The organism is Erythrobacter sp. JB1-4, assembly GCF_057365025.1.
The window spans coordinates 2,107,965-2,127,005 of the sequence record NZ_CP200292.1; the positions used below are offsets into that span (position 1 = coordinate 2,107,965).

General features: G+C 54.5%; 18 protein-coding genes and 1 tRNA gene. 7 read left to right on the top strand and 12 right to left on the bottom strand.

Annotated features, from left to right (window positions below):
• Positions 1-118 precede the first annotated feature (118 nt).
• On the bottom strand, positions 119-736 hold the full coding sequence (locus AC0V61_RS09845) for a TetR/AcrR family transcriptional regulator (protein WP_486157076.1): 618 nt from the start codon (positions 734-736) through the stop codon (positions 119-121).
• Positions 737-808: 72 nt separating this feature from the next.
• On the opposite strand from AC0V61_RS09845, the gene AC0V61_RS09850 reads away from it, so the two are divergent.
• Entirely contained in the window at positions 809-1,969 is a 1,161-nt protein-coding gene (locus tag AC0V61_RS09850) for an aromatic ring-hydroxylating oxygenase subunit alpha (protein ID WP_486157078.1), read from the top strand.
• Entirely contained in the window at positions 1,970-3,253 is a 1,284-nt protein-coding gene (locus AC0V61_RS09855; protein WP_486157080.1) for a DsbA family protein, read from the top strand.
• A gap of 168 nt (positions 3,254-3,421) precedes the next feature.
• Here AC0V61_RS09855 and AC0V61_RS09860 read toward each other — a convergent pair whose 3' ends face one another.
• Both AC0V61_RS09860 and AC0V61_RS09865 read right to left on the bottom strand, forming a co-directional pair.
• A complete protein-coding gene (locus AC0V61_RS09860) occupies positions 3,422-4,576 on the bottom strand; it encodes a YeeE/YedE family protein (protein WP_486157082.1) in 1,155 nt (384 codons plus the stop codon).
• 13 nt (positions 4,577-4,589) lie between these two features.
• A complete protein-coding gene (locus AC0V61_RS09865) occupies positions 4,590-5,021 on the bottom strand; it encodes a rhodanese-like domain-containing protein (protein ID WP_486157084.1) in 432 nt (143 codons plus the stop codon).
• A 215-nt stretch (positions 5,022-5,236) separates the two neighbouring features.
• On the opposite strand from AC0V61_RS09865, the gene AC0V61_RS09870 reads away from it, so the two are divergent.
• Together AC0V61_RS09870 and AC0V61_RS09875 are read left to right on the top strand one after the other, a co-directional pair.
• Positions 5,237-5,323: transfer RNA gene (locus tag AC0V61_RS09870), tRNA-Leu, on the top strand.
• A gap of 166 nt (positions 5,324-5,489) precedes the next feature.
• Positions 5,490-6,689, top strand: a complete 1,200-nt coding sequence (locus AC0V61_RS09875) for a tyrosine-type recombinase/integrase (protein WP_486157085.1) — start codon at positions 5,490-5,492, stop codon at positions 6,687-6,689.
• 29 nt (positions 6,690-6,718) lie between these two features.
• On the opposite strand, the gene AC0V61_RS09880 is transcribed toward AC0V61_RS09875, so the two are convergent.
• Positions 6,719-7,309: a lytic transglycosylase domain-containing protein gene (locus tag AC0V61_RS09880; protein WP_486157087.1), complete on the bottom strand. Its 591-nt coding sequence runs from the start codon at positions 7,307-7,309 to the stop codon at positions 6,719-6,721.
• Between the two features lie 140 nt (positions 7,310-7,449).
• Between AC0V61_RS09880 and AC0V61_RS09885 the strand changes: the two genes are divergently transcribed.
• Complete coding sequence (locus AC0V61_RS09885) at positions 7,450-8,364, top strand: DUF7146 domain-containing protein (RefSeq protein ID WP_486157089.1); 915 nt, start codon at positions 7,450-7,452, stop codon at positions 8,362-8,364.
• Between the two features lie 69 nt (positions 8,365-8,433).
• Positions 8,434-10,380 (top strand): ParB/RepB/Spo0J family partition protein, encoded by a 1,947-nt coding sequence (locus AC0V61_RS09890; RefSeq protein ID WP_486157091.1) that lies wholly within the window; start codon positions 8,434-8,436, stop codon positions 10,378-10,380.
• Positions 10,381-10,522: 142 nt separating this feature from the next.
• Here the strand turns inward: AC0V61_RS09890 and AC0V61_RS09895 are convergent, their stop codons facing one another.
• The 8 genes from AC0V61_RS09895 to AC0V61_RS09930 are packed head-to-tail and all read right to left on the bottom strand — an operon-like array spanning position 10,523 to position 16,739.
• Positions 10,523-11,128, bottom strand: a complete 606-nt coding sequence (locus AC0V61_RS09895; RefSeq protein ID WP_486157093.1) for a 3'-5' exonuclease — start codon at positions 11,126-11,128, stop codon at positions 10,523-10,525.
• A 27-nt stretch (positions 11,129-11,155) separates the two neighbouring features.
• A complete protein-coding gene (locus tag AC0V61_RS09900) occupies positions 11,156-11,518 on the bottom strand; it encodes a hypothetical protein (protein WP_486157095.1) in 363 nt (120 codons plus the stop codon).
• Between the two features lies 1 nt (position 11,519).
• Positions 11,520-11,795 carry a hypothetical protein gene (locus AC0V61_RS09905; RefSeq protein ID WP_486157097.1) on the bottom strand — a complete coding sequence of 92 codons (276 nt, stop codon included), beginning with the start codon at positions 11,793-11,795 and terminating at the stop codon, positions 11,520-11,522.
• A gap of 26 nt (positions 11,796-11,821) precedes the next feature.
• Entirely contained in the window at positions 11,822-12,874 is a 1,053-nt protein-coding gene (locus tag AC0V61_RS09910) for a hypothetical protein (protein WP_486157098.1), read from the bottom strand.
• Positions 12,875-12,876: 2 nt separating this feature from the next.
• Entirely contained in the window at positions 12,877-14,124 is a 1,248-nt protein-coding gene (locus AC0V61_RS09915; protein WP_486157100.1) for a DJ-1/PfpI family protein, read from the bottom strand.
• 58 nt (positions 14,125-14,182) lie between these two features.
• The gene (locus AC0V61_RS09920) at positions 14,183-14,551 is read right to left on the bottom strand and encodes a Dabb family protein (RefSeq protein WP_486157102.1); all 369 of its coding nucleotides are present in this window, start codon (positions 14,549-14,551) and stop codon (positions 14,183-14,185) included.
• On the bottom strand, positions 14,548-15,390 hold the full coding sequence (locus tag AC0V61_RS09925; protein ID WP_486157104.1) for a hypothetical protein: 843 nt from the start codon (positions 15,388-15,390) through the stop codon (positions 14,548-14,550). The genes AC0V61_RS09920 and AC0V61_RS09925 overlap by 4 nt, the downstream gene beginning before the upstream one ends.
• 14 nt (positions 15,391-15,404) lie before the next feature.
• A complete protein-coding gene (locus AC0V61_RS09930; RefSeq protein ID WP_486157106.1) occupies positions 15,405-16,739 on the bottom strand; it encodes a (5-formylfuran-3-yl)methyl phosphate synthase in 1,335 nt (444 codons plus the stop codon).
• Between the two features lie 161 nt (positions 16,740-16,900).
• Here AC0V61_RS09930 and AC0V61_RS09935 point away from each other — a divergent pair, with 161 nt between their 5' ends.
• Positions 16,901-19,039: an NAD(P)-binding protein gene (locus AC0V61_RS09935; protein ID WP_486157108.1), complete on the top strand. Its 2,139-nt coding sequence runs from the start codon at positions 16,901-16,903 to the stop codon at positions 19,037-19,039.
• Positions 19,040-19,041: the final 2 nt, after the last annotated feature.

Genomic DNA, 19,041 nt, shown 5'->3' on the forward strand with positions numbered 1-19,041 from the left:
TTTTCGTGGCTCAGGCGCACAGCCCTTATCTCCTGGCCCCTTCCGTCTAAGGAGGCACGCCAAAATATCTAATTGCATGGCGTCCTAGGGCTAGTCCCTAAGCATGATCATTGCCCCATTAAGCGGGGCCAGCTGCAAGACTTGCCGAGATGATCCGTTTGAGTTCTTGTGGATAGCAATTGGCAGTCGCGGCCAATTGTTCAGCCCCAAAAATGCCTGCCAAAGTGGGCCCCGACAAAGCAAAATAATTGATCGCGCCGAGCCATGCATAAACGAGCGACAAAGCCTGCGCGGTCGTGGCTTTCTCCCAACCCGGCACCGCTTTGACCATGGCGATGAGGTTTTCCAGAAATCCTTTGAGATACCACGTGCCCACGTGATCAGCCCTGCGCCTGTTATCCATAAGTTCGCGCATCAAGAGCATGGTCTCTGCCTGATTGGTCATGGAGCGTTGGCTGAGCGCGGTGAAATACTGCGCTAAACGTACAGCCGGATCGGGGTCATCGCCCATGTGCAGCTCGCCAAACCCTTCAGAAATACAGCGCAAAACCTCGCCATAGAGTTTCTCCTTATTGGCAAAGTAATGGAGCAACCCCTGCTTCGAAATTCCAAGCTCGCTCACGATAGAGGCGATGCTGGTGCCATAAAATCCGCGCTCTGCGAAAAGGCTTGTTGCCCTGTCTAGGATTGCTTGGCGGGTGTCACGCCGATTGTCTGAGGAGGGCTTGGTTGCCACTGGTGATCCTTCAAAACTTGACTTACCTACCATTCGGTAAGTAGAGAAAACGGACCACTGGAGAGAAGCATCATGGACCGCGAAACAGAGCTGCAGCTTATCGATGAGCTTCTGGCGATCAAGGCCGAGGGCTCTTTTTATCTTGATGACTGTGTGACACGCAGCCCCGTCTCGCATTACACGAGCCAGAGGCGCTTTAATGCAGAGCGTGCAGCGATCTTCGGCAAGCTTCCCCGTGCCATACTCCATTCCAGCGAGCTGGCAGAGCCCGGCAGCTTTGTGCGTAAAGAAATCGCTGGTCTCCCGGTCCTCCTCACCCGCGACAAACAAGGCAATGCAAACGCCTTTCTCAACGTGTGCCGTCATCGCGGCACGCGGTTGGTGGATACGCCAAGCGGGTGCCAGCATCGCTTCACCTGTCCCTATCATGCGTGGACTTATGCCAGTGACGGCAAACTCCTTTCCGCCCCGCATTTCAAGCAAGGTTTCACCGGCACCAAAAAGGGCGATTTTGGCCTCACGCGCCTGCCGTGCAAAGAGCAATATGGACTTATCTGGGTGGTCGCCAAGCCGCAGGGCGAGGCGGATATCGCGGGTTTTCTCGATGATCTTGGATCCGAGCTCGAGGCGCTCGAAATGGATGAACTTTACGTCGCCCATGACGAGGTTTGCGAATATGACGCCAATTGGAAAATCATCGTTGAAGGAGGGATCGAGGCCTATCACTTCAAAGTCGCTCACCGCGACACAATCGGCCCCTTCTTTGAGGATAATCTTTCCTCTTACCGCAGCATCGGCCCGCATATGCGTTCTATCCTTATGCGCACCAGCATGGCGAAGCTTGATCCTGAAACGCGCGGCAAATGGCGCATCCGCGACAATGCGCAGGTGCTCTATCTTCTCTTCCCCGCAAGCTCGCTTTTGGTGCAGTCTGACCACATTTCATGGATCACGCCAGAGCCCCTTGGTACTGACAAAACCCGTATCCGTCTGGTGACGCTCGCCCCAAAGGATCAAAGCGAGCGCAAAGAGCATTGGGCGCGCAATCACGATATCACTTCGGCCACTTTGGCAGAGGACTTCGCCATAGCTGAAGCGATCCAGTCAGGGCTTACCTCTGGCGCCAATGATGAGCTGACCTTTGGCCGGTTCGAAGGCGCTTTGTATACCTTCAACCGCGTTGTCGATCGCTACCTCGAAGAGGCATTGCCCTTGGCGCAGGCGACGCAGTAAATGTCCAGTATGCACCCCTTGCAACCAGACGCAGGGCTGATCGTATATATCGACGTAAAAAGCCCTTATGGCTTTGTTGCGATAGAGCCAACTTTGGCATTGGAACGCGAGTTGGGCATCCCATTCGATTGGCGACCACTCACTCTTAACATCCCGAGCTATCTCGGTTCTGCCCGAAAAAGCCAGGGCGAAGTCGTGGCCTCAACGGGGCGCAGCGACCGCACATGGAGGGCGATCAAGTATTCTTATATGGATGCGCGCCGCTATGCCGAACGCCAGGGGCATATCCTTCGCGGAACCGAGAAGATCTGGAACTCTAAGCTCGCCAATATCGCGATTATGTGGGTGTGTGAGACAGCGCGCGAACGGTTGCCGGATTTCCTCATCCATGTCTTTGCGCGGTTCTGGAACCGTGATCTGGATATTGAGGATTTGTCTGTGGTTGAGGCGTGCCTTGAGGCGTGCGACGTTTCGAATGCGGGCTTTGTTGAATATGCGCAAGGGCGCGGGCTTGAGGCGCACAATGCGCTGCAACCTCAGCTGCACGAACACGGCATCTATGGCGTGCCCACCTATGTGCTTGATGGCGAGCCATTGCATGGGCGTGAGCATCTCCCGCTGATCCGGTGGGCGCTGTCAGGGCGTGAGGGACCTGCACCCGATATCGCCTATGACATTTCACCGATTGCGCACGGTGCCCGTCAGCCTGCTCACAAACTTGACGTCTATATCGATTTCAAATCCGCCGGTTCATACCTCGCGCTTGAGCCTACGTTGGATATGGCTCGGCGCACGGGGATTGAGATCACATGGCATCCGTTTTCTACAACGCCGCGCGATTTACCGGCTCAGGGTGCGGATGCGAGAGTGGTCGAAAGTCACAGAGCCGTGCGCGAAACTTCCATGCGCGTGATCAACGCGAAATACGCCGGTCAGCAAGGGGTGGCGCTGGAATACCCGCCGCAAGAGACCTGCGCCGACTTGGCACTGGGCGCGCTCGTGGAAATCGAGGGCGGCGCACTCCCTTACGTACGCGCTTGCTTTGCCGCTTACTGGGAGAGGCAATGCAATCTGAACGATCCGGTGGTGGTTGGGCAATTGTTGGCGCAAAGCGGGGCAGGGCACACAGGCGATTTTGCCCGTACCCGTGCAAGGTTTGAAAAGGCGCAAAAGGTAGCGCATGAGGCAGGCTTGGTTGAAGCGCCGGGTTTTGTCATTGCAGGCCAACTGTTTATTGGCCGCCAACATCTGCCCTGGGTCGAGGAATTGGCTCAGCAGGGCTGATTTTCCTACTTGAAGCGCGCCCGTTAAACCGGCGCAATGCCGTGCCTAGTTCTGCCCGCCGATAATCGCTTTAATCGATCATAAGGTGGGCCTGTGATCGATTGGAATTGTACCCCTGAACAGTGTGCCAAGTGTGCCAAACTTCCAACATGCCGGTTGGAAAGGGGGTTATCTGCCCGCCACCAGAAACCCGCGCCCCGTGCGGATTTTGAGCGCAAGAGCGCTCCCAGCCAAAGCCGCCAGCATCCACACCAAGCCATGAAGACTGCCCGAAATCATGCCGCCCAAATAGCCGCCGATATTGCAGCCATAGGCAATCCTTGCGCCATACCCCATGAGCAATCCGCCAATCAGAGCGGTGCCAATATCGCCCCAAGAAAGCTGCAGCTTGGGCGCAAACCGGCCTGCAAGATTGGCCGCCAGCATAGCTCCACCGATAATTCCAAAGTTCATGACCGAGGTGGCATCACTCAAAACGGGCCGCGAAAGCCAGCCATGACGGGTCTGCCAATAGGGCCAGCTGGCAATATCAAGCCCCGCGAGCGTTCCGATCTTTGCACCCCACAAGGTGAATGCGGACGTTATCCCCCAAGGCCTCCCCAGAAGCGTCAAAGTGGCAATGCTGACCACAGCCAAGGCGATAGCTCCTGCCAAAAGCGACCACGGCCCGGTCAAAATGCCGCCCGACTCCCGGGGACTTGCAAGGTCACCGTGCAAGGCTCTCTCACGCCGCACGGAAAGGAAGGCAATCGCCGCCAAAAGCACAAACAGAACGGCAAGCCCGCCCAAAGCCCCTGCTTCCTTAATAAGCCCGATGCGTGGACCAGACGGAAGGGCGCGCCACCAGGGCACATGCAGCGTTGCCAATATGGAGCCTGCGATAAAGGCGCTAAGCGTGACCAACATCCGAGTGCTTCCTCCGCCAACGGTGAACAATGTGCCCGACCCGCAACCGCCTGCAAACATCATCCCGAAGCCAAAGGTGAAAGCTCCCACAAGAACGCCGGCGTTAACCGGTGCGATCGATCCGCGCACGCTCAGCCCGACGGCCCCACCATAGGCGATCAAAGGAAAGCTGATGATACTGACAAGCCCGATAAGGACCAGCTGCATACGAAGCCCGCCGCCGCGTCCTTCCGCAAGGAACTGGCGCCAATGGGCGGTGAACCCATAGGCTGCATGGTAAAGCGCAAAGCCTGCAAAGAGCCCGATGGTGCTCGCCAGAGTAAGCGTTAAACCCGAAGCGTTCCAAACGGCGACAAGCAAAGTCGCAAGCCCGATGAGCACAAGTGTAAGCGAAAAGGGCTTTGGCAACGATGGCATGTTGAAAGTGGCTCTACTCGGGCTCTTGAGCTGCCTTCCAACCATCATAACCAGATGTGAGATGGGCAACGCTGGTAAAGCCTTGTTCCTTCATAACCTCTAACGCCTTGGTGCTGCGCGATCCCGACTTGCAGTGGAGAATATAGGTCGTGTCGCGGTCCAAGTCGGCAAGCACTTGGGCAAAGTCATCGCTCAGAAAATCGACGCTGACTGCGCCATCGATATGGCCTGCCTCAAACTCTTTTGGCGTCCGCACATCAAGCACAACTGCCCCTTCCTCACTTCCCAAAAGGCCTGCGACTTCCTCAGCATTGATATCACGAATATTCGTTTGGGCGATGGCGCTGCTTTGCGGCGCATCTTCGATAGCGGGTGCGTCCTGTGCGCATGCGACAAGTGCGAGCGCACTCATAAGGGGCAGTACAAGGACAGATACACGCTTCATGGGTTTCTCCTAATGGGTGGGGGCGGCGGTCGATACCATAGGGTACCAGGACCTAAGCACAACAACGATCAGGTGGTGAGATGAAGGAGCGCACTGCATGAAGGTTTGATGTCAATAGGGGCGACGCGCCCCAGCTTTCACAATGCCGGGTTTTGGACAGTGAAGCGCTTGACAGGGCCTGCGCCTTGACCCTAATGGCGCGCATCCTACTCCGTGCCCAGATGGCGGAATTGGTAGACGCGCCGTCTTCAGGTGGCGGTGGGGGCAACCCCGTGGAGGTTCGAGTCCTCTTCTGGGCACCATTTGTTCTTCTCACGTTCTCCCAAATAATCTATAAAAACCGCAGAAATCCAAGGGATTCCGCCCTTGGATCGTCTCGGAATGTTCCGCCCAATCTCGGCCGTTCCAGACACTTTTGTGGGCCTTTTGGGGGCTTTTCACAAAAGCCCACATTTGAAAGGCCCCCACATGTCCTTGACCATTACGCGACTCAAATCTCTGAAGCCCAAAGCCAAGCCATATAAGGTCACCGATGGGCGCGGATTGTACATCGAGATCACGCCATCAGGCGGCAAGCTTTGGCGATTTCGTTACCGCCTAGGGAACAGCCAAAAGAAGATTTGCATTGGTAGCTTTCCAGAGATCAGCCTCGCGGAAGCCCGTGACATTGCCTTCGAAGCTAAGCGGAAGGTCGCGCGCGGTGACGATCCAGCTCTTGAGAAACGCAAGCAGAAGATCCGGAATGAGTACCTCGCCGCAAACACTTTCGAGACTGTAGCGCGCGAATACATCGAAGAGATGATGGTGAAAGGCGGCCTCGCCCAGGCCACGATCGTCAAGGCCAATTACTTCCTTGAGCAACTCGCTCCAGCCATCGGAAAACGACCGCTGGCTGAAATCGAGCCGTTCGAGGTGTTGGCACCGCTCAAACGCCTCGAAGGGCTAGGCAAGCATGAAACTGCAAAGAAAACCCGCTCCTTTGCTGGGCGCGTGTTTCGCTATGGTGTGGCTACCACACGCTGCACTACTGATCCGACCTCGCTTCTAAAAGGCGCGCTGCGAGCGCCACGACCCACGCACTATGCAGCGATTGTTGATCCCAAGAAGCTAGGTGGCTTACTGCGCGCCATTGATGACTTTGATGGTTACATCCTCACGAAGTACGCGCTGCAGATAGCACCGCATGTCTTTGTACGCCCCGGTGAGCTTCGCCACGCTGATTGGGAGGAGTTTGATCTTGATGATGGCATCTGGCGTATTCCAGCAGGCAAAATGAAATCGCGGCGCGCGCACGCTGTGCCGCTATCTCGCCAAGTCATTGCCCTCATGAAAGACCTTGGAGCTCAAATGGGCATGGAGGGCTATGTCTTTCCCTCAGTTCGATCCGGCCTGCGCCCGATGAGCGAGAACGCGCTCAACGCCGCCTTCCGGCGCATGGGATACAGCAAAGAAGAGATCACCGCCCACGGATTACGATCAACAGCTTCTTCACTGCTCAATGAAAGCGGCAAGTGGAGCCTTGATGCGATCGAACGCGCGCTTGCTCATGGTGACAGCGATGCAGTGCGAGGCATTTATCACCGCGGTCGCCACTGGGATGAGCGGGTCAAGATGGCTCAGTGGTGGAGCGACTATCTCGACGAGTTGAAGGCTGAGAAGAAGCGGTAGTCTATTGGGTAGACCTAATAATCTGCTTGTCACATCCGGCTGTAAGCTCTCCACCTTGCCAGGACGCGCTTCACATAGCTTGGTGTCTCTCCGTTCGGAGGTATACCGCCAGCCTTCCTGACGGCGCCGGGGCCAGCGTTGTAGGCCGCAAGCGCAAGATGGATCGCGCCGAAATTGTCGAGCATTTGCCGCAGATAACGTGCGCCACCATCGATATTTTGAGCGGGATCATGTCTATTGGTAACTCCGAGCTCCCGCGCCGTTGCCGGCATAAGTTGCGCTAACCCAGCCGCCCCCGCCGGGCTAACAGCCATCGGATTGAAGCGGGATTCTTGCCAGACCAAAGCTTGGAGAAGCATCGGCGGCAACCGGTAGTGTGCTTCTGCTCGTCGGATAAGAGGTTCGTACAGCGTCTCTTTGAAGCTTCGGTCGATACGCAATCTTTGTCCTCTAGGACCGGATCCAATCTCCGCTCGCACATCGAAGCGCGCCGGACGGTTTGACGCGATCTCGACCGACCCCATAGCGTGGTCGAAGACTTGGAATTCTTGCGCATGTGCGTTCTCTGGAGCTGCCATCGCCAGCGCGCCTATGGCGATCAACCAAACCGAAGCTCTCACAGCGCACCCTTTCAACATTGATCATTCATGCGGGAGAACATAGAATGAACAAAAGGGTGTAGGAAACTACATGTCCGATCACGCCGATTAGAGGAGAGGGAAGCACAAGAAGGGGGCGATGAAGCAGCCAAGGAGCTTGCATGACCTTTTCGAATTCCCATCAGGCCCGGGCCTCACTTGAGGATACCGCCCGCCACATCTGCGAAAGCCGTGGGGGCAAGTGGTCTGGCACAAAAGGCATGGCATGCTGCCCGGTGCACGATGATCGCACTCCTTCACTTGGTGTCACCCTTGGACGTAAAGCTATTCTCTTCCACTGCTTCGCCGGATGTGATCGAAGCGACATACTTGCTGCTTTCGCCCGCGAAGGGATCGGAGCCCCTTCACTCTTCTCCGGCTCTTCCGACGTCGAGCCAGTCAAGGATATGTCAGCCGCCGCGCCTTCAAGGGCCGCTTTGCGCATTTGGCGTGATGCTCGCCCGCTCAAAGGCAGTCCTGCGAAACTCTACCTTGAGAAACGCGGTATTCTGGCTGCATCATCCGCGCTGAGGTTTCACCCACGCACACCTTTAGGTCCAAAGGGCCATGCGAAATTCCTGCCAGCATTGATCGCGGCCGTGAGCCTCGATGAAGGCCCGATCGCAATCCATCGAACTTTCCTTTCACAGACCGGAGAAGCCAAAGCGGACTTTGCCGACCCCAAGCGTGCACTGGGTGCTTTGGGCCAAGCGGCAGTGCGCCTTTTTGCTCCAGCTGATGGCAAGCTCGGTCTTGCAGAAGGTGTTGAAAGCGCCATGTCGGCCTATGCACTCACCGGTATTCCGACTTGGGCGACGCTCGGCAACGAGCGCTTTGGCTTGGTGAGAATCCCTGAAAGTGTTGCCGAGCTGCATCTTTTTGTGGACCATGATGCAGGCGGTGAGCTCGCAGCTGCTCAAGCACTTCAAGCCTACGCTGCGCCCAGTCGCAAGCTCCTGATCCGCAAAGCCAGTGCGCAAGGCGCAGACTGGAACGATGAACTCCAAGCATGGCTGCTCAGAAAGAGCATAGCTTAGAGGGGAGAGAGCTCCTGTGTCTTTGGCCACACGGTCGTCGTGGGGCGTAACAAAGACAGGAGAATCCTCATGATCCAATCCATTCCCCTAAAGAAATTGATCCCAAGCCCACGCAACGTGCGCAAAGCAAGCGACGTTCTTGCCGACTTGCAATTGAGAGCTGACATTGCCGCACGCGGCCTCTTGCAAAACCTTGTTGTTCGCAAAGCCACGCGCGGCAAATTCGAAGTCGAAGCTGGCGGCCGACGCCTTGCTGCATTGCAGGCCTTGGTCGAGGAAGGAACGCTTCCCAAGAACCACGAAGTGACTTGCTTGGTTATCGAAGTCGAGGAAAGCGAGGCCCGCGAAGCCAGCCTCGCAGAAAACTTTCAGCGTCTCGCGATGAACCCGGCCGACGAAGCGCAAGCCTTTGCCGCCATCATCAAGTCTGGGGCAACGACAGAAGATGTCGCGCGTCGCTTCGGGCTGACGGTTCGCTTTGTTGAAGGCAGGCTGCGTTTAGCCGCACTCGCGCCGTGCGTCTTTGAAGCCCTCGCTGAAGGGGCGATCACGCTCGATATGGCAAAAGCCTATGGTGCGGTTTCGGACACGGATCGGCAGGAGCATGTCTATGCTGAGCTTCAAAATGCTTGGTATCAGATCACTCCTGATACGATCCGGCGCATGGTTCTTGATAGCACCGCGCGCGGCTCAGACCCACGAGCCATTCTCGTTGGACGCGAAGCCTATCTTGAAGCGGGCGGCACGATTGATCGTGAACTCTTTGACGATGAGGCCTTGCTTGAAGACCTTGCGCAAAGAGCGATGGACGCTGTTGCTAAGAAAACCGCGCACGACCTTGGGCTAGCTTGGATACGTCCAACCCTTGGAACCTATGTCAGTCATGATCTCATTGAAGGTCTTTCTCGCCTTCCCTGCGAACCCACTCCCTTGAGCGAAGGCGACGCTCAAGAGCTGAGTAGGCTTGAGGGCGACTACGACCGTGTTGCGGCCATCCTTGAGGACGAGGAAAGCGACGAAGACGAGATCGCAAAAGCCGAAACTGAGTTGGTCGTCATCGACCGCGCCATGCGCGAACTCAACGACCGTCCACCTTTCCTTGCAGACGAGCTAAAGCCAGAGGCAGGTGCTTTCTTAGTATTGTCTCGCACGGGAGAACCCAGCCTAATCCCACAATTCTACACCGAGACCCAAGTTCTCGAGGCAGATGACGATGTTGTGGAACCTATGGAAACGGGCCAACGCGATATGCCTAGGCGAGCAGCGCTGTCGAAGCGCCTGCTGGATGAACTCGCCATGCAGCGTCGCGACATCTTGGCCATCCATCTTGCCAATGACCCAGCGCTCGCGCTTGATTTTATGGTCTTCACGTTCGCAGACGCCGATGGTCATGACTGGCGCGCGAAGAAGGCTTCGATGCTTGTGGGGCCAATCGCATCGGGACCAGTCTCAGACTTCGAGGCGAAAGACGCATCTGCAAGCGCAGTGCTCGCAGAGTTTGCTGGATCGCTTGATGAAACATGGCGTGCCGGAGAGACCGATGTCGAACGCTTCGAGCTCTTCCGGTCTCTTACAGAAGAAGCTCGCTCAGCCTGGCTCGGCCATGTTGTGTCGCGGACGCTTGTCGCCAGCCTTGCCTGTGAAGGCGACCGCTCGGTACCGCTCCACGAAGCGCTAGGTGCTCTTCTCGACATTGAGACCGCGAACTGGTGGCGTCCGACCGGTGCAAACTATTTTGACCGCGTACCCAAAGCCCGCACTCTTGAAGCGCTGGATGCTGTGGGAGGACCCGACTTGGTGAGCCGACATTCGGGCTCCAAGAAGGCAGAATTGGCGAGCGCTGCTGAGCGTATCTTCAGTGGTAATTTCATTGGTGAGGCAGAGGTGAAAGCGAAGGCTGAAGCTTGGGTGCCTGATATCATGCGCGTTGGTTCTCTTGATTTGCCGGTCGAGGATGAATCTGCGAGCACGGCTGAGGGCGATGCCATTGACGAAATTGCTGAGCAAGCTGCCTGACCTCTCGTAACGGGCCTAGGTTAATCGGCGGGCGGCTCATCTCATTATGATGGGCCGCCACCTCTTATATCAAGCCTTTTGAGGCTTGTGACGATTGCAAACTCAGTCAGCAAAACTTCAAATGGGGATTAATAATTTCTGATTATCCAACGAGACTCAAATATTGCTCGAAAGTATTGACGCCATTCCCCGAAAGCTCGTCAATCTGAGCGCGAAGAAGGCGTGCGGTCAGTTGCGTATCGTAAAGGGCATCATGCAACTTGCTCGGGTCATATTCTATTCGATAGAAATCAGCGCAACTACGAAGGTTGAAGCGCGAGATTTCCGGGTGCAGTTTGCGCATCAGAACTATAGTATCGACATAATAGTCAAGCTGAAGGTCAATACTCTGGGTTCGTTCAGCCTTTCGCAAGAATTTGATGTCGAATGCGCGGATATTGTGGCCTGCGATGACCCTGGTGCCGACGCGTTGGTCAAATTCCTCTATAACCGTGCGGAGAGGTGGCGCTGTGCTAACTTGTTCGGTCTTGATGCCAGTAAGGTCTTCTATCAGTGTGCGCAATGGCAAGTGGCTCTCTCCGGGATGGACAAGTTGCGACCAACCTTCATTTTCAAGAGTGTTGTTTGCGAAGGGCACGACTGCGACCTGAATGATGCGGTCTCTTGATGCGTAGAGGCCTGTAGTCTCTAGGTCGAAAACTGCGATCTCAAGCTGGTCCAAACGAGCTTCAAAAAGGGGATGTGTCATTCTTATTCTCCTCACAAATCTAGCTTGTTAAGCAGGCTTGGTTTCGGGTTTGGCTGCGCTCGAAACGAGAAAGGAGAATCCCCCGTTCTGCACAGTTCGGTCAGCACAGGTCTCCCAGAGGTGAACAACGAAACCCTGCGGCGTTACATCGCCATAATTTGCTGCCAATGACGGCGTCGATTGAGATCGTTTTGCCGTGACCAGCACAGCATATGGTTCCTCGATCGGCTCCTTAAATGTAATGCTGATCTGGCCAAGCGGAGGGTTTATTCCTTTAGGTGGATTGAGCGGCTCGAATCCGTAGATGGGTTCGACAGTCCACTCACCGGAATGTGGAGAGGAATAGGTTCCTGCTTCGAATTCAACGCGTCCGGCGTGTATGATGTGCATTTCACACCTCCTTTCTGAAGAAGATTTCGCCTGGAAAATGGCGATGCGGAGGCGGGACGAAGAAGTAAGCCCCCTCTAGTGGCTCGGCGATTCCGTTCTCAACGTCGAGAATTGGATCCACCTGCAATCGGAACATCGGGTTCAGAAGCCAGATATTGTTGATGAACTCGAAGCCAGTCTGCTGAATGTTGTTCTGAAAGCAGAAAAAATGCAGTCCTTGGCTGGTCTTTCCCGATTCCTGATCTGTCTCAATCCAGTTCCCACCACGACGACGCACGCGAATGTCCTGAATGTTGAAGACGTTTATGTCGTCGGCATCCTTGAGGGGGTAAATGGCCCCCGGAAAGGCGCCGGGCCGTTGCCCCGTGCCATGGCAATGTGGGAATCCGCCAGAGCCATTGAGACCTCTGAGGCCCCATTTTCGTGTTCGAGAAGCGCGCCGCTGAAGGGACAAAGAACTTTCCCTGTCTCGCGATCTCTTCCGATCGCATATTGCCGCGCATCCTCACCTTTAAAAGACTGTGCACCGATGGTGCTGTTGAACTCAAACGTGTCGCTATTCCAACGCTCAAGATCGAGCTCATATTTGCGGTGCACTAGGTAGGTCCCGCCATTGTACATAAGTGGATCTCGATTCTTCAGATCCTCGCCTGGGTACATTGGTGCCGGGTGAGGCAGAAAAACCTTACTGCGATATGATGCGGGATCTTGCTCGATCATGTCGTCAAGGTTGCTCTTTGGGTCATGCCATCCGGTCAGATCCCTGCCGTCCTCACGACCTGTCGACAATTGCACGGGGCCGCAGAGTTCAAATTCATGGGCATCACAAAGGCATGCCCTGATTTGCTCCCATGTCTCCAAATTCAAGAAACGCAGATTGCTCTCGACGTAGATGAGAATGTCGCATTCTGCCTTTGCGAGCCACTCTTGGTAAAGCGCTGTGGCCTCTTCGGGAGATGCATCGGGGTGGTTCTTTTTGATCCAGTCCTCATCCCCAGTTGCTGCCATTGTTCGCAAGTACAGAGGTGTTGAAACATCAAGAGAAAATCGGGTGGCTGGGCGCCTTTCAAAATGACCACCCGGTGGAAAGTTGGCGACCGGCCCATCTTGCCGGTCAGCCAATGGTCCAAGAAAGAAGGGTAGGCCAAAGGCAACGAGAACGTTATGCGCCCAATGCGCGACCACTTTCTCGCCATTGTGCTCACGATTTGGATCAAGCGCTTGGTCTATGGTTTTCCCAAGGTCTTCCAACGCTAGGCGCAATTTGGCTCCATCATTATGCGGAACATTGAGTTTAGCGATTAGGAAGTTTGATGGTGGAGGCGTATCGATGCCGGGCCGTAGATTGGTGGCCATGATCAAGCTCCCTCTTCCAGAAGTTGGTTTTCTCCAGGCCAGTAGATTTGAGCCAGTAGAAAGCCGTTATCGCCGATGCGTCCCCCAGGCTTGTGCTGAGAGCCATTCCCCATGGACCACTGCGCTCCGGGTAGAAACTCAACCTCCAATGAACCGTTAGCATTTTGCGAAGTCGCGATTGTGTTCGGATACGCCTTGTGAAACGCTGTGAGATCCATGCCGTTGTCGAAAACAAGGTCTTGAGGATCTGATACATGCTCCAAATAGGTGCCTTCGAGGCAGATCGTTTTCTCACCCATTGAGTGCGAATGACGCGGAAACTCGACAAATTGTTCAGGCTGTCCTTCCGCTTTGAGCAGCGCGACAGCCTCAGCTAGCGTATCTTCGTCGCCCGTTTCGCCTGGCTCCAGGATTATCATCTCGTTGTGAGCGCCGATTTCGATATCGCGTAAATCAGGGTTGTGCTTGAGGTACGAATGATAAACTGAGCGGCGCGCCTTGGCTTCGGCCAGGGTTATCGGTGCGTGAACACGGATCTGGTTAAGCCCGATGCGCGGCAACAATACATCCTGAATGCCGTCTTGCAGCTCATTCTCGTCGTTGGAGTAGATAAAGAATGGTGGACCTTGCCGCGAAGTGAGTGCCGCATCGCCGACTTTGCCGCGTGTGTCCCACATCAAAGCGACCTGCCGACCGACATCGTCACCCCAATACTCGTATATCATTGCTACAGTGCTATCGTGAACAGCGCTTCCGCCTGCAGCGGTCCATAGGCGATCTTCAGGGACGCCAAGCCAAGACACACGTGGCGAGACTACATTTGTGCCTTCTTCTCGTAGCCTGCGTGCTACTGTCGCAGCGCTAGTCACTGGAGTTACTCCAAGAATCTCAGCACGGTGTAGAATGGAAATTCCGGAACAATTCGTGGCGACTATTTTGCGTGCCTTATGATGCCGCCGGACCAGATCAAGTATGCGTTCGTCCTGCGATGCTGTACCGCTTCCCAGTCCGCCCGGCACATAGAAGAAGTCGAACAGTTTCTCGCCTGCGGGACCATCATGGGGCACTCTCAGCCCCATCTGCATGGTGACTGATTCATCGTCGCCAAGCGTTGCATGGACAAGTTTGATATCGACCTGCGGATCGATGCCGGCGACGACGAGCGAACGAAAGATCTCCCAAACGGTGAGCGTGTCCTGCTCCCCGCAGCCCTCGTATACCAAGATTCCAATAGTGCTAATTTTTGCCAAGATGGCCTCCTGAATTCTGCGATGTGAAGTTGATTTTCGGTGGCGAATTGCCGCTGGGTTACGGGCAGCCTTCGTAAGGCATGTCGTACCACTCACAGGGCATCGGAATGGGTTCGCTGCCTCGCTTGTGATCGAATACAGCGACTTGGTTGGCGAAACCGTCTTGCGTTGCTGCTGTGATTTTATCGTGATGCGGATGAGCCAGGAAGGTCTCGAGCGCGCTCTCATTTTCGAGTTCGATCAAAACTGAGTAGGTCCAGTTCGAGGCAAAGCCGCTCTCGCTGAAATTGCGACTCACGCTGGCAAAGGTCACACCAGGGATCTTCCCATGACACTCGTAGAAAAGCCGCGTCACCTCTGAGAGCTTCTCATCGGTCAAAGCATCATCGAGCTCATACAGAACGATATGAATTAGAGATCCGCTCATAATGCGTATCCCGGTTCAATGCGTTGAATGGCTGCTCCGGGGTCGATTTGCTGGCCATCGAAGTAACCTGCGATCAACTGCCCAACATCGGGTTTTTCTCCCTCGAGGCGTGCTTTATTGAGCTGCGCAAAGATGTTCCATTCATCGTGACATCCCTTGCTGAAGTTGGCGCTCGCGCGCAGCGTGTAAAAGCGGCAATAGTCATCGCGTTTTTCTGACCAAGAGCCTGGTTGCGTGTCGAAATGGGCCTTGAAATCAGGGTCAGTCGCGTATTTGCGGGCAAAGTGTCCTTCAATAGCTGCGCTATCGTTGCCTAGGCCGTTTTCGGCGAAGAACTGTCGGGCATCGCTTGGACCAATAAAGTAATACGCATCAAAGAGATCGCCTTTATTGTCGAGCCCGTCCTCAACCAGAACTTTGGTCCACATGCGCATGTAGTCGCCGCCTGTAAGACGATGCTCTTTCATTAATTCGGCAATGTCGAGATCGAGACCTAGATCACGCGCGTGGCGTTCGAATAAGCCCGTGCCAGCTTTGGATTCGAGCTGGTACTGTGCTGGATTGAGGATCCAAACTCGCTCGCCCCATTCATTCATCAGTCTGCGCTGAGTGAAACGTGCGATGTCAATATTCGTCTCTTCGTACCCCCCTCCGCGATTGCTGATCGGGCAACTAAGATAGATTATCGATCTGTCTTCGCCATCGCGACGGCGAGCGACTTCATTCTTCAACAGTTCGATCTGTTTGTCGAACAGCTCGACCCAGACTGATTGCCAGGTGAAAGTCATATCGAAGCTCTCGACAGGCTTTCCGGTGATATCTTTGTTCTTGCTTGTCATCGTGAATGTCCCCCTCAAATTGCGTCTTGATTGCCGTATTGGTCGACCCAAAAGCCCTCGAGGCCGTATTCTTGGGTCAGTTCGCGAGCCATCGCCTTGGCTTGACCGCTCATGCTGACTGGAAGATTGAGGCACCCGCCATCTTCTGGCGCGACGAGACCTCTTACGAGTGATCGCTTGGTCACTCGCGCTACGCGTGTGTCTGCACCATCATCTTCGCCGTCGGTAAGAGTTCGGCGGACGCCAGAGGAACCTCCTCGGGTCGAAATCTGGTCGGCCTCAGGCACAAGATACCAAATTTGCTGAGCATGATAGCTCTGAAGTGATCCAGCCAGATTGGCTTCGATCCCGCGGCTATGACAGTAGTCGACGAAGAACCTGACTTCACCGAGCGACAGGATACCCTTCCTTGGAAGCTTGCTGCCACCGCCATCATCATACTGCGAGAAATCGAAGAGGTCTTCTTCGTCCGGATTCCGCTCCTTGCTCAAATCGAGCAGGCTTATCCGGCTTGCTTTGGTCTGAATACGCGTATCTAGCATAATCGCGTGAGCACCCGCGTCAGCGGTGGCATCGACCATCGCCTTGATCACGGATTTGTTCGTTCGACGTCCACCCTCTGGATCAAGACCGAAATCCGAATGCGCGAAAAGTGTATTAAGAACGACTTTGCTGTTTGTCGCATCTGCTGGAAGCAAGCCGTGCTTCTTTAGATCAGCCAAATTCTCGACTTCGAGTTTCTCTTTCTCGCGGAAGTATTCCTTGAAATCGAGTAGATCGACATCGCCATCATCTTGGGCGTGGTACTCCCGGATTGCGAGTAGCGTTTCGATCGTTCGTGGATCTTTCCGGCGCTCTTCCCAAAGGTCCATGTCTTGAACGAAGAGCACAGACATAACGCGAGTGTTGTTGAACTCGACCGTGTTTTTCATGGTGAGAACAACTTCTTCGAGAACATCCTTGAACAACGACAGCTCCATGCCGTCGAGGCCGACCTTTACGAAGCTGGTTTCGTGCACTTTGGTCCCCATCGCGCATGAGACACCAATCGCTGCCTGGGCGGCCTTACCAGCCATCTCGTAAGGTGATTTTGGGATGGCCCGCCCATCTTCTGAACGGTCAAAGAGCAGTTGGTCTTCACCGATATTGGTGCTGAGCATCACGTCAAATCCGCGCTTGTAATCAAGTGCGGCATCACTGATTGCCATGATCTGTCGCGGCTTAATGTTACCTAAAGCGCTGGACGGATCTTCGCTGTCGATGATTCTGCCACCACCGATTATCGCTTCGCGTGTCTCTTGAGCGTCAAAAACGCTGACAAGTAACTTACGGTTTGGTTGAGCTGGCACACTTATTCTCCTCATCTGCAGTCTCGTGACAAGGAGCGGTATGAGCTGCGCAAGTATCACTGCGCGTCACTCTCAGCGTTATACTGTGCGTTAATTTGAAAATATTGCTGTGTTTCGCCCCCATAATGCTTAAGCTGCGGCCATGAACACAGGGGAGCGTAATGGTGGAACGGGTCGCAATAATCGGTGGTGGCATGGGTGGGCTGAGCGCAGCCTACGGATTGATAAAGAACGGCAATCTTCCAGGATCAAGCATTACGGTCTTCCAAATGGGTTGGCGGCTCGGAGGTAAATGCGCGACCGGGCGTGGAACGTTTGAGAGGATAGAGGAGCATGGCATCCATGGCTTCCTTGGGTGCTATTATAATACGCTCTTAATGATGAGGAGCGTCTACAATGGCATCAGCAAAGATCTCGAAGGTGGTCCGATAGACAGTTTCGAGAAGGCCTTTGTACAAGTCGATACAGGCCTGCATTGGGAGCGTCATGGTGCTGCGCTGAAGCGCTGGCCTAAATGGACCCCCAAGAGCCCGTTCACTCTCGACTTCTTCGAGGGAAAAGCACCGCAGTTATTGTTTGTCTGGCTGGAAATGTACGCTGCTGCCCTTCAGAAGAAACTAAAGGGCTTTGCTGGTGACGATAAGTCGTTGTGGGTGGATCAGGATACCAGGTGGAGTGACGTCATTGCTTCGCTGGATGAGATACGGAGTGTGCTGTCAGCTAGAGTGGTGCAAGCTTCCTGGAGTGATTTTCCGATTGATGACAAATCGGACGGCGATTTTTGGCAGCGGTTCAGTCCTTTCATTGATTTCTCCGTTCGACATTCGACCAACAATGCAGATGCGGTTCGACGTGACTTGCTTGAGATCGAAATGTTCCAAGTCATCTTGCGCGGGATTCGTGATGACAACATTTTATTCAAGGGTTTCGTGTCGATTGACCACATCGATTTCCAAGATTGGCTCAGAAGCCATGGAGCAACTAGCAATCTGCTGGAATCGCCACTTGTTTCATACATAGCTAACTTGACCTTTCAATTCCCTAGAGGAGACATTTCAGCCAAACCGAGTATGAGTGCTGCGAGTTACGTTCAGTGGGCACTCCGAAGTGCAGGATATGTTGGTAAATCACTTTGGCTGTTTGAGGCTGGAACAGGTGAGACAATTATTACGCCTCTCTATCTCTACCTTCTCAAGCAGGGGGTTACCTTCAAATTCTTTCACGAGTTGACGGATGTTACAATGTCCGCTGATGGACAGTCGGTCTCTGGATTGAGTTTTCAAGAGCAGGCCGAGTTACGGACGACCAATGGGTATAACCCATTGCGCGAGGTCAAAGGTCTTCGATGCTGGTCAAACCGACCAGACTACGACCAACTTGTCGCTGCTGATGGGATTGAGGATTCTGACTTCGAAAAGCCTCGCGATGCATCTTTTGGTGAGCAAGTTCATTTTGCTGTTGGCGCAGGTGAATCAGCTGACTTTGCTAAAGTCATATTGGCGATCCCGCCCATGGCGCTCCCTATTAGTGCTCCGAGCCTAATCAAAAACAACGCACATTGGCGTGAGCGCATTACGGCCATGCCAACGACTGCCACGCAGGCAATGCAGATTTGGTTCAAGCAGCCGATTGAGACGCTAGCGGATATGCCGAAGCTGATAGAAGAAGGTGAGACTAAATCTTTCTACTACGGCAGTGCGAACTTCCCTGGTGAAATGCACGGGGAATTGGATTTTTCGAAATATTTGGAATTCGAAGACTGGGGTAATGATGGTCCACAAGGGCTGCTCTATGGCTGCGGCGTAATGGTTGATCCACCTAAGCTGCCGGGATTGACGCAGCGCCAAGTTGCCGATTTGCGCGCCTACGAGACGACCCGAACAATGTTGACAGTATTAGGCGCAGACCTGCTCCCATTAAGCGTAGAGCAGACTGATGAGACGGTGAACGCCCATACACTGGACTTCGATGACGTCTACGTTCACGCAAGTTCTCAAAATGCAAGTGCTAGTGGGCAAGACAGGATTCTGGACCACTACTTCCGCGGAAATGTCTATCCGTCGGACCGTTACACTCAGTCGCCGCCAAAGACCCGTTCGATGAGGATCAATCCGTTGCATCCGGGGTGTGAAAATCTAACTGGTGCTGGCGATTGGGTTGATACCGTATTGAACGTTGGATCAGTCGAATGCTCCGTGATGGGAGGATTGTTAGCTGCTGCGTTCATTTCAAGCTCAGATCCCGCTGACGCGATCGTCGGAGCTTGGGTGACGCCTGCTGATAGTTTGATGGCACACTGATC

Excerpts from the sequence above, each read along its gene's own strand:
- AC0V61_RS09850 (WP_486157078.1), top strand. The coding sequence starts at position 809 with ATGGACCGCGAAACAGAGCTGCAGCTTATCGATGAGCTTCTGGCGATC.
- AC0V61_RS09855 (WP_486157080.1), top strand. The coding sequence starts at position 1,970 with ATGTCCAGTATGCACCCCTTGCAACCAGACGCAGGGCTGATCGTATAT.
- AC0V61_RS09860 (WP_486157082.1), bottom strand. The coding sequence starts at position 4,576 with ATGCCATCGTTGCCAAAGCCCTTTTCGCTTACACTTGTGCTCATCGGG.
- AC0V61_RS09865 (WP_486157084.1), bottom strand. The coding sequence starts at position 5,021 with ATGAAGCGTGTATCTGTCCTTGTACTGCCCCTTATGAGTGCGCTCGCA.
- AC0V61_RS09875 (WP_486157085.1), top strand. The coding sequence starts at position 5,490 with ATGTCCTTGACCATTACGCGACTCAAATCTCTGAAGCCCAAAGCCAAG.
- AC0V61_RS09885 (WP_486157089.1), top strand. The coding sequence starts at position 7,450 with ATGACCTTTTCGAATTCCCATCAGGCCCGGGCCTCACTTGAGGATACC.
- AC0V61_RS09890 (WP_486157091.1), top strand. The coding sequence starts at position 8,434 with ATGATCCAATCCATTCCCCTAAAGAAATTGATCCCAAGCCCACGCAAC.
- AC0V61_RS09895 (WP_486157093.1), bottom strand. The coding sequence starts at position 11,128 with ATGACACATCCCCTTTTTGAAGCTCGTTTGGACCAGCTTGAGATCGCA.
- AC0V61_RS09900 (WP_486157095.1), bottom strand. The coding sequence starts at position 11,518 with ATGCACATCATACACGCCGGACGCGTTGAATTCGAAGCAGGAACCTAT.
- AC0V61_RS09910 (WP_486157098.1), bottom strand. The coding sequence starts at position 12,874 with ATGGCCACCAATCTACGGCCCGGCATCGATACGCCTCCACCATCAAAC.
- AC0V61_RS09920 (WP_486157102.1), bottom strand. The coding sequence starts at position 14,551 with ATGAGCGGATCTCTAATTCATATCGTTCTGTATGAGCTCGATGATGCT.
- AC0V61_RS09925 (WP_486157104.1), bottom strand. The coding sequence starts at position 15,390 with ATGACAAGCAAGAACAAAGATATCACCGGAAAGCCTGTCGAGAGCTTC.
- AC0V61_RS09935 (WP_486157108.1), top strand. The coding sequence starts at position 16,901 with ATGGTGGAACGGGTCGCAATAATCGGTGGTGGCATGGGTGGGCTGAGC.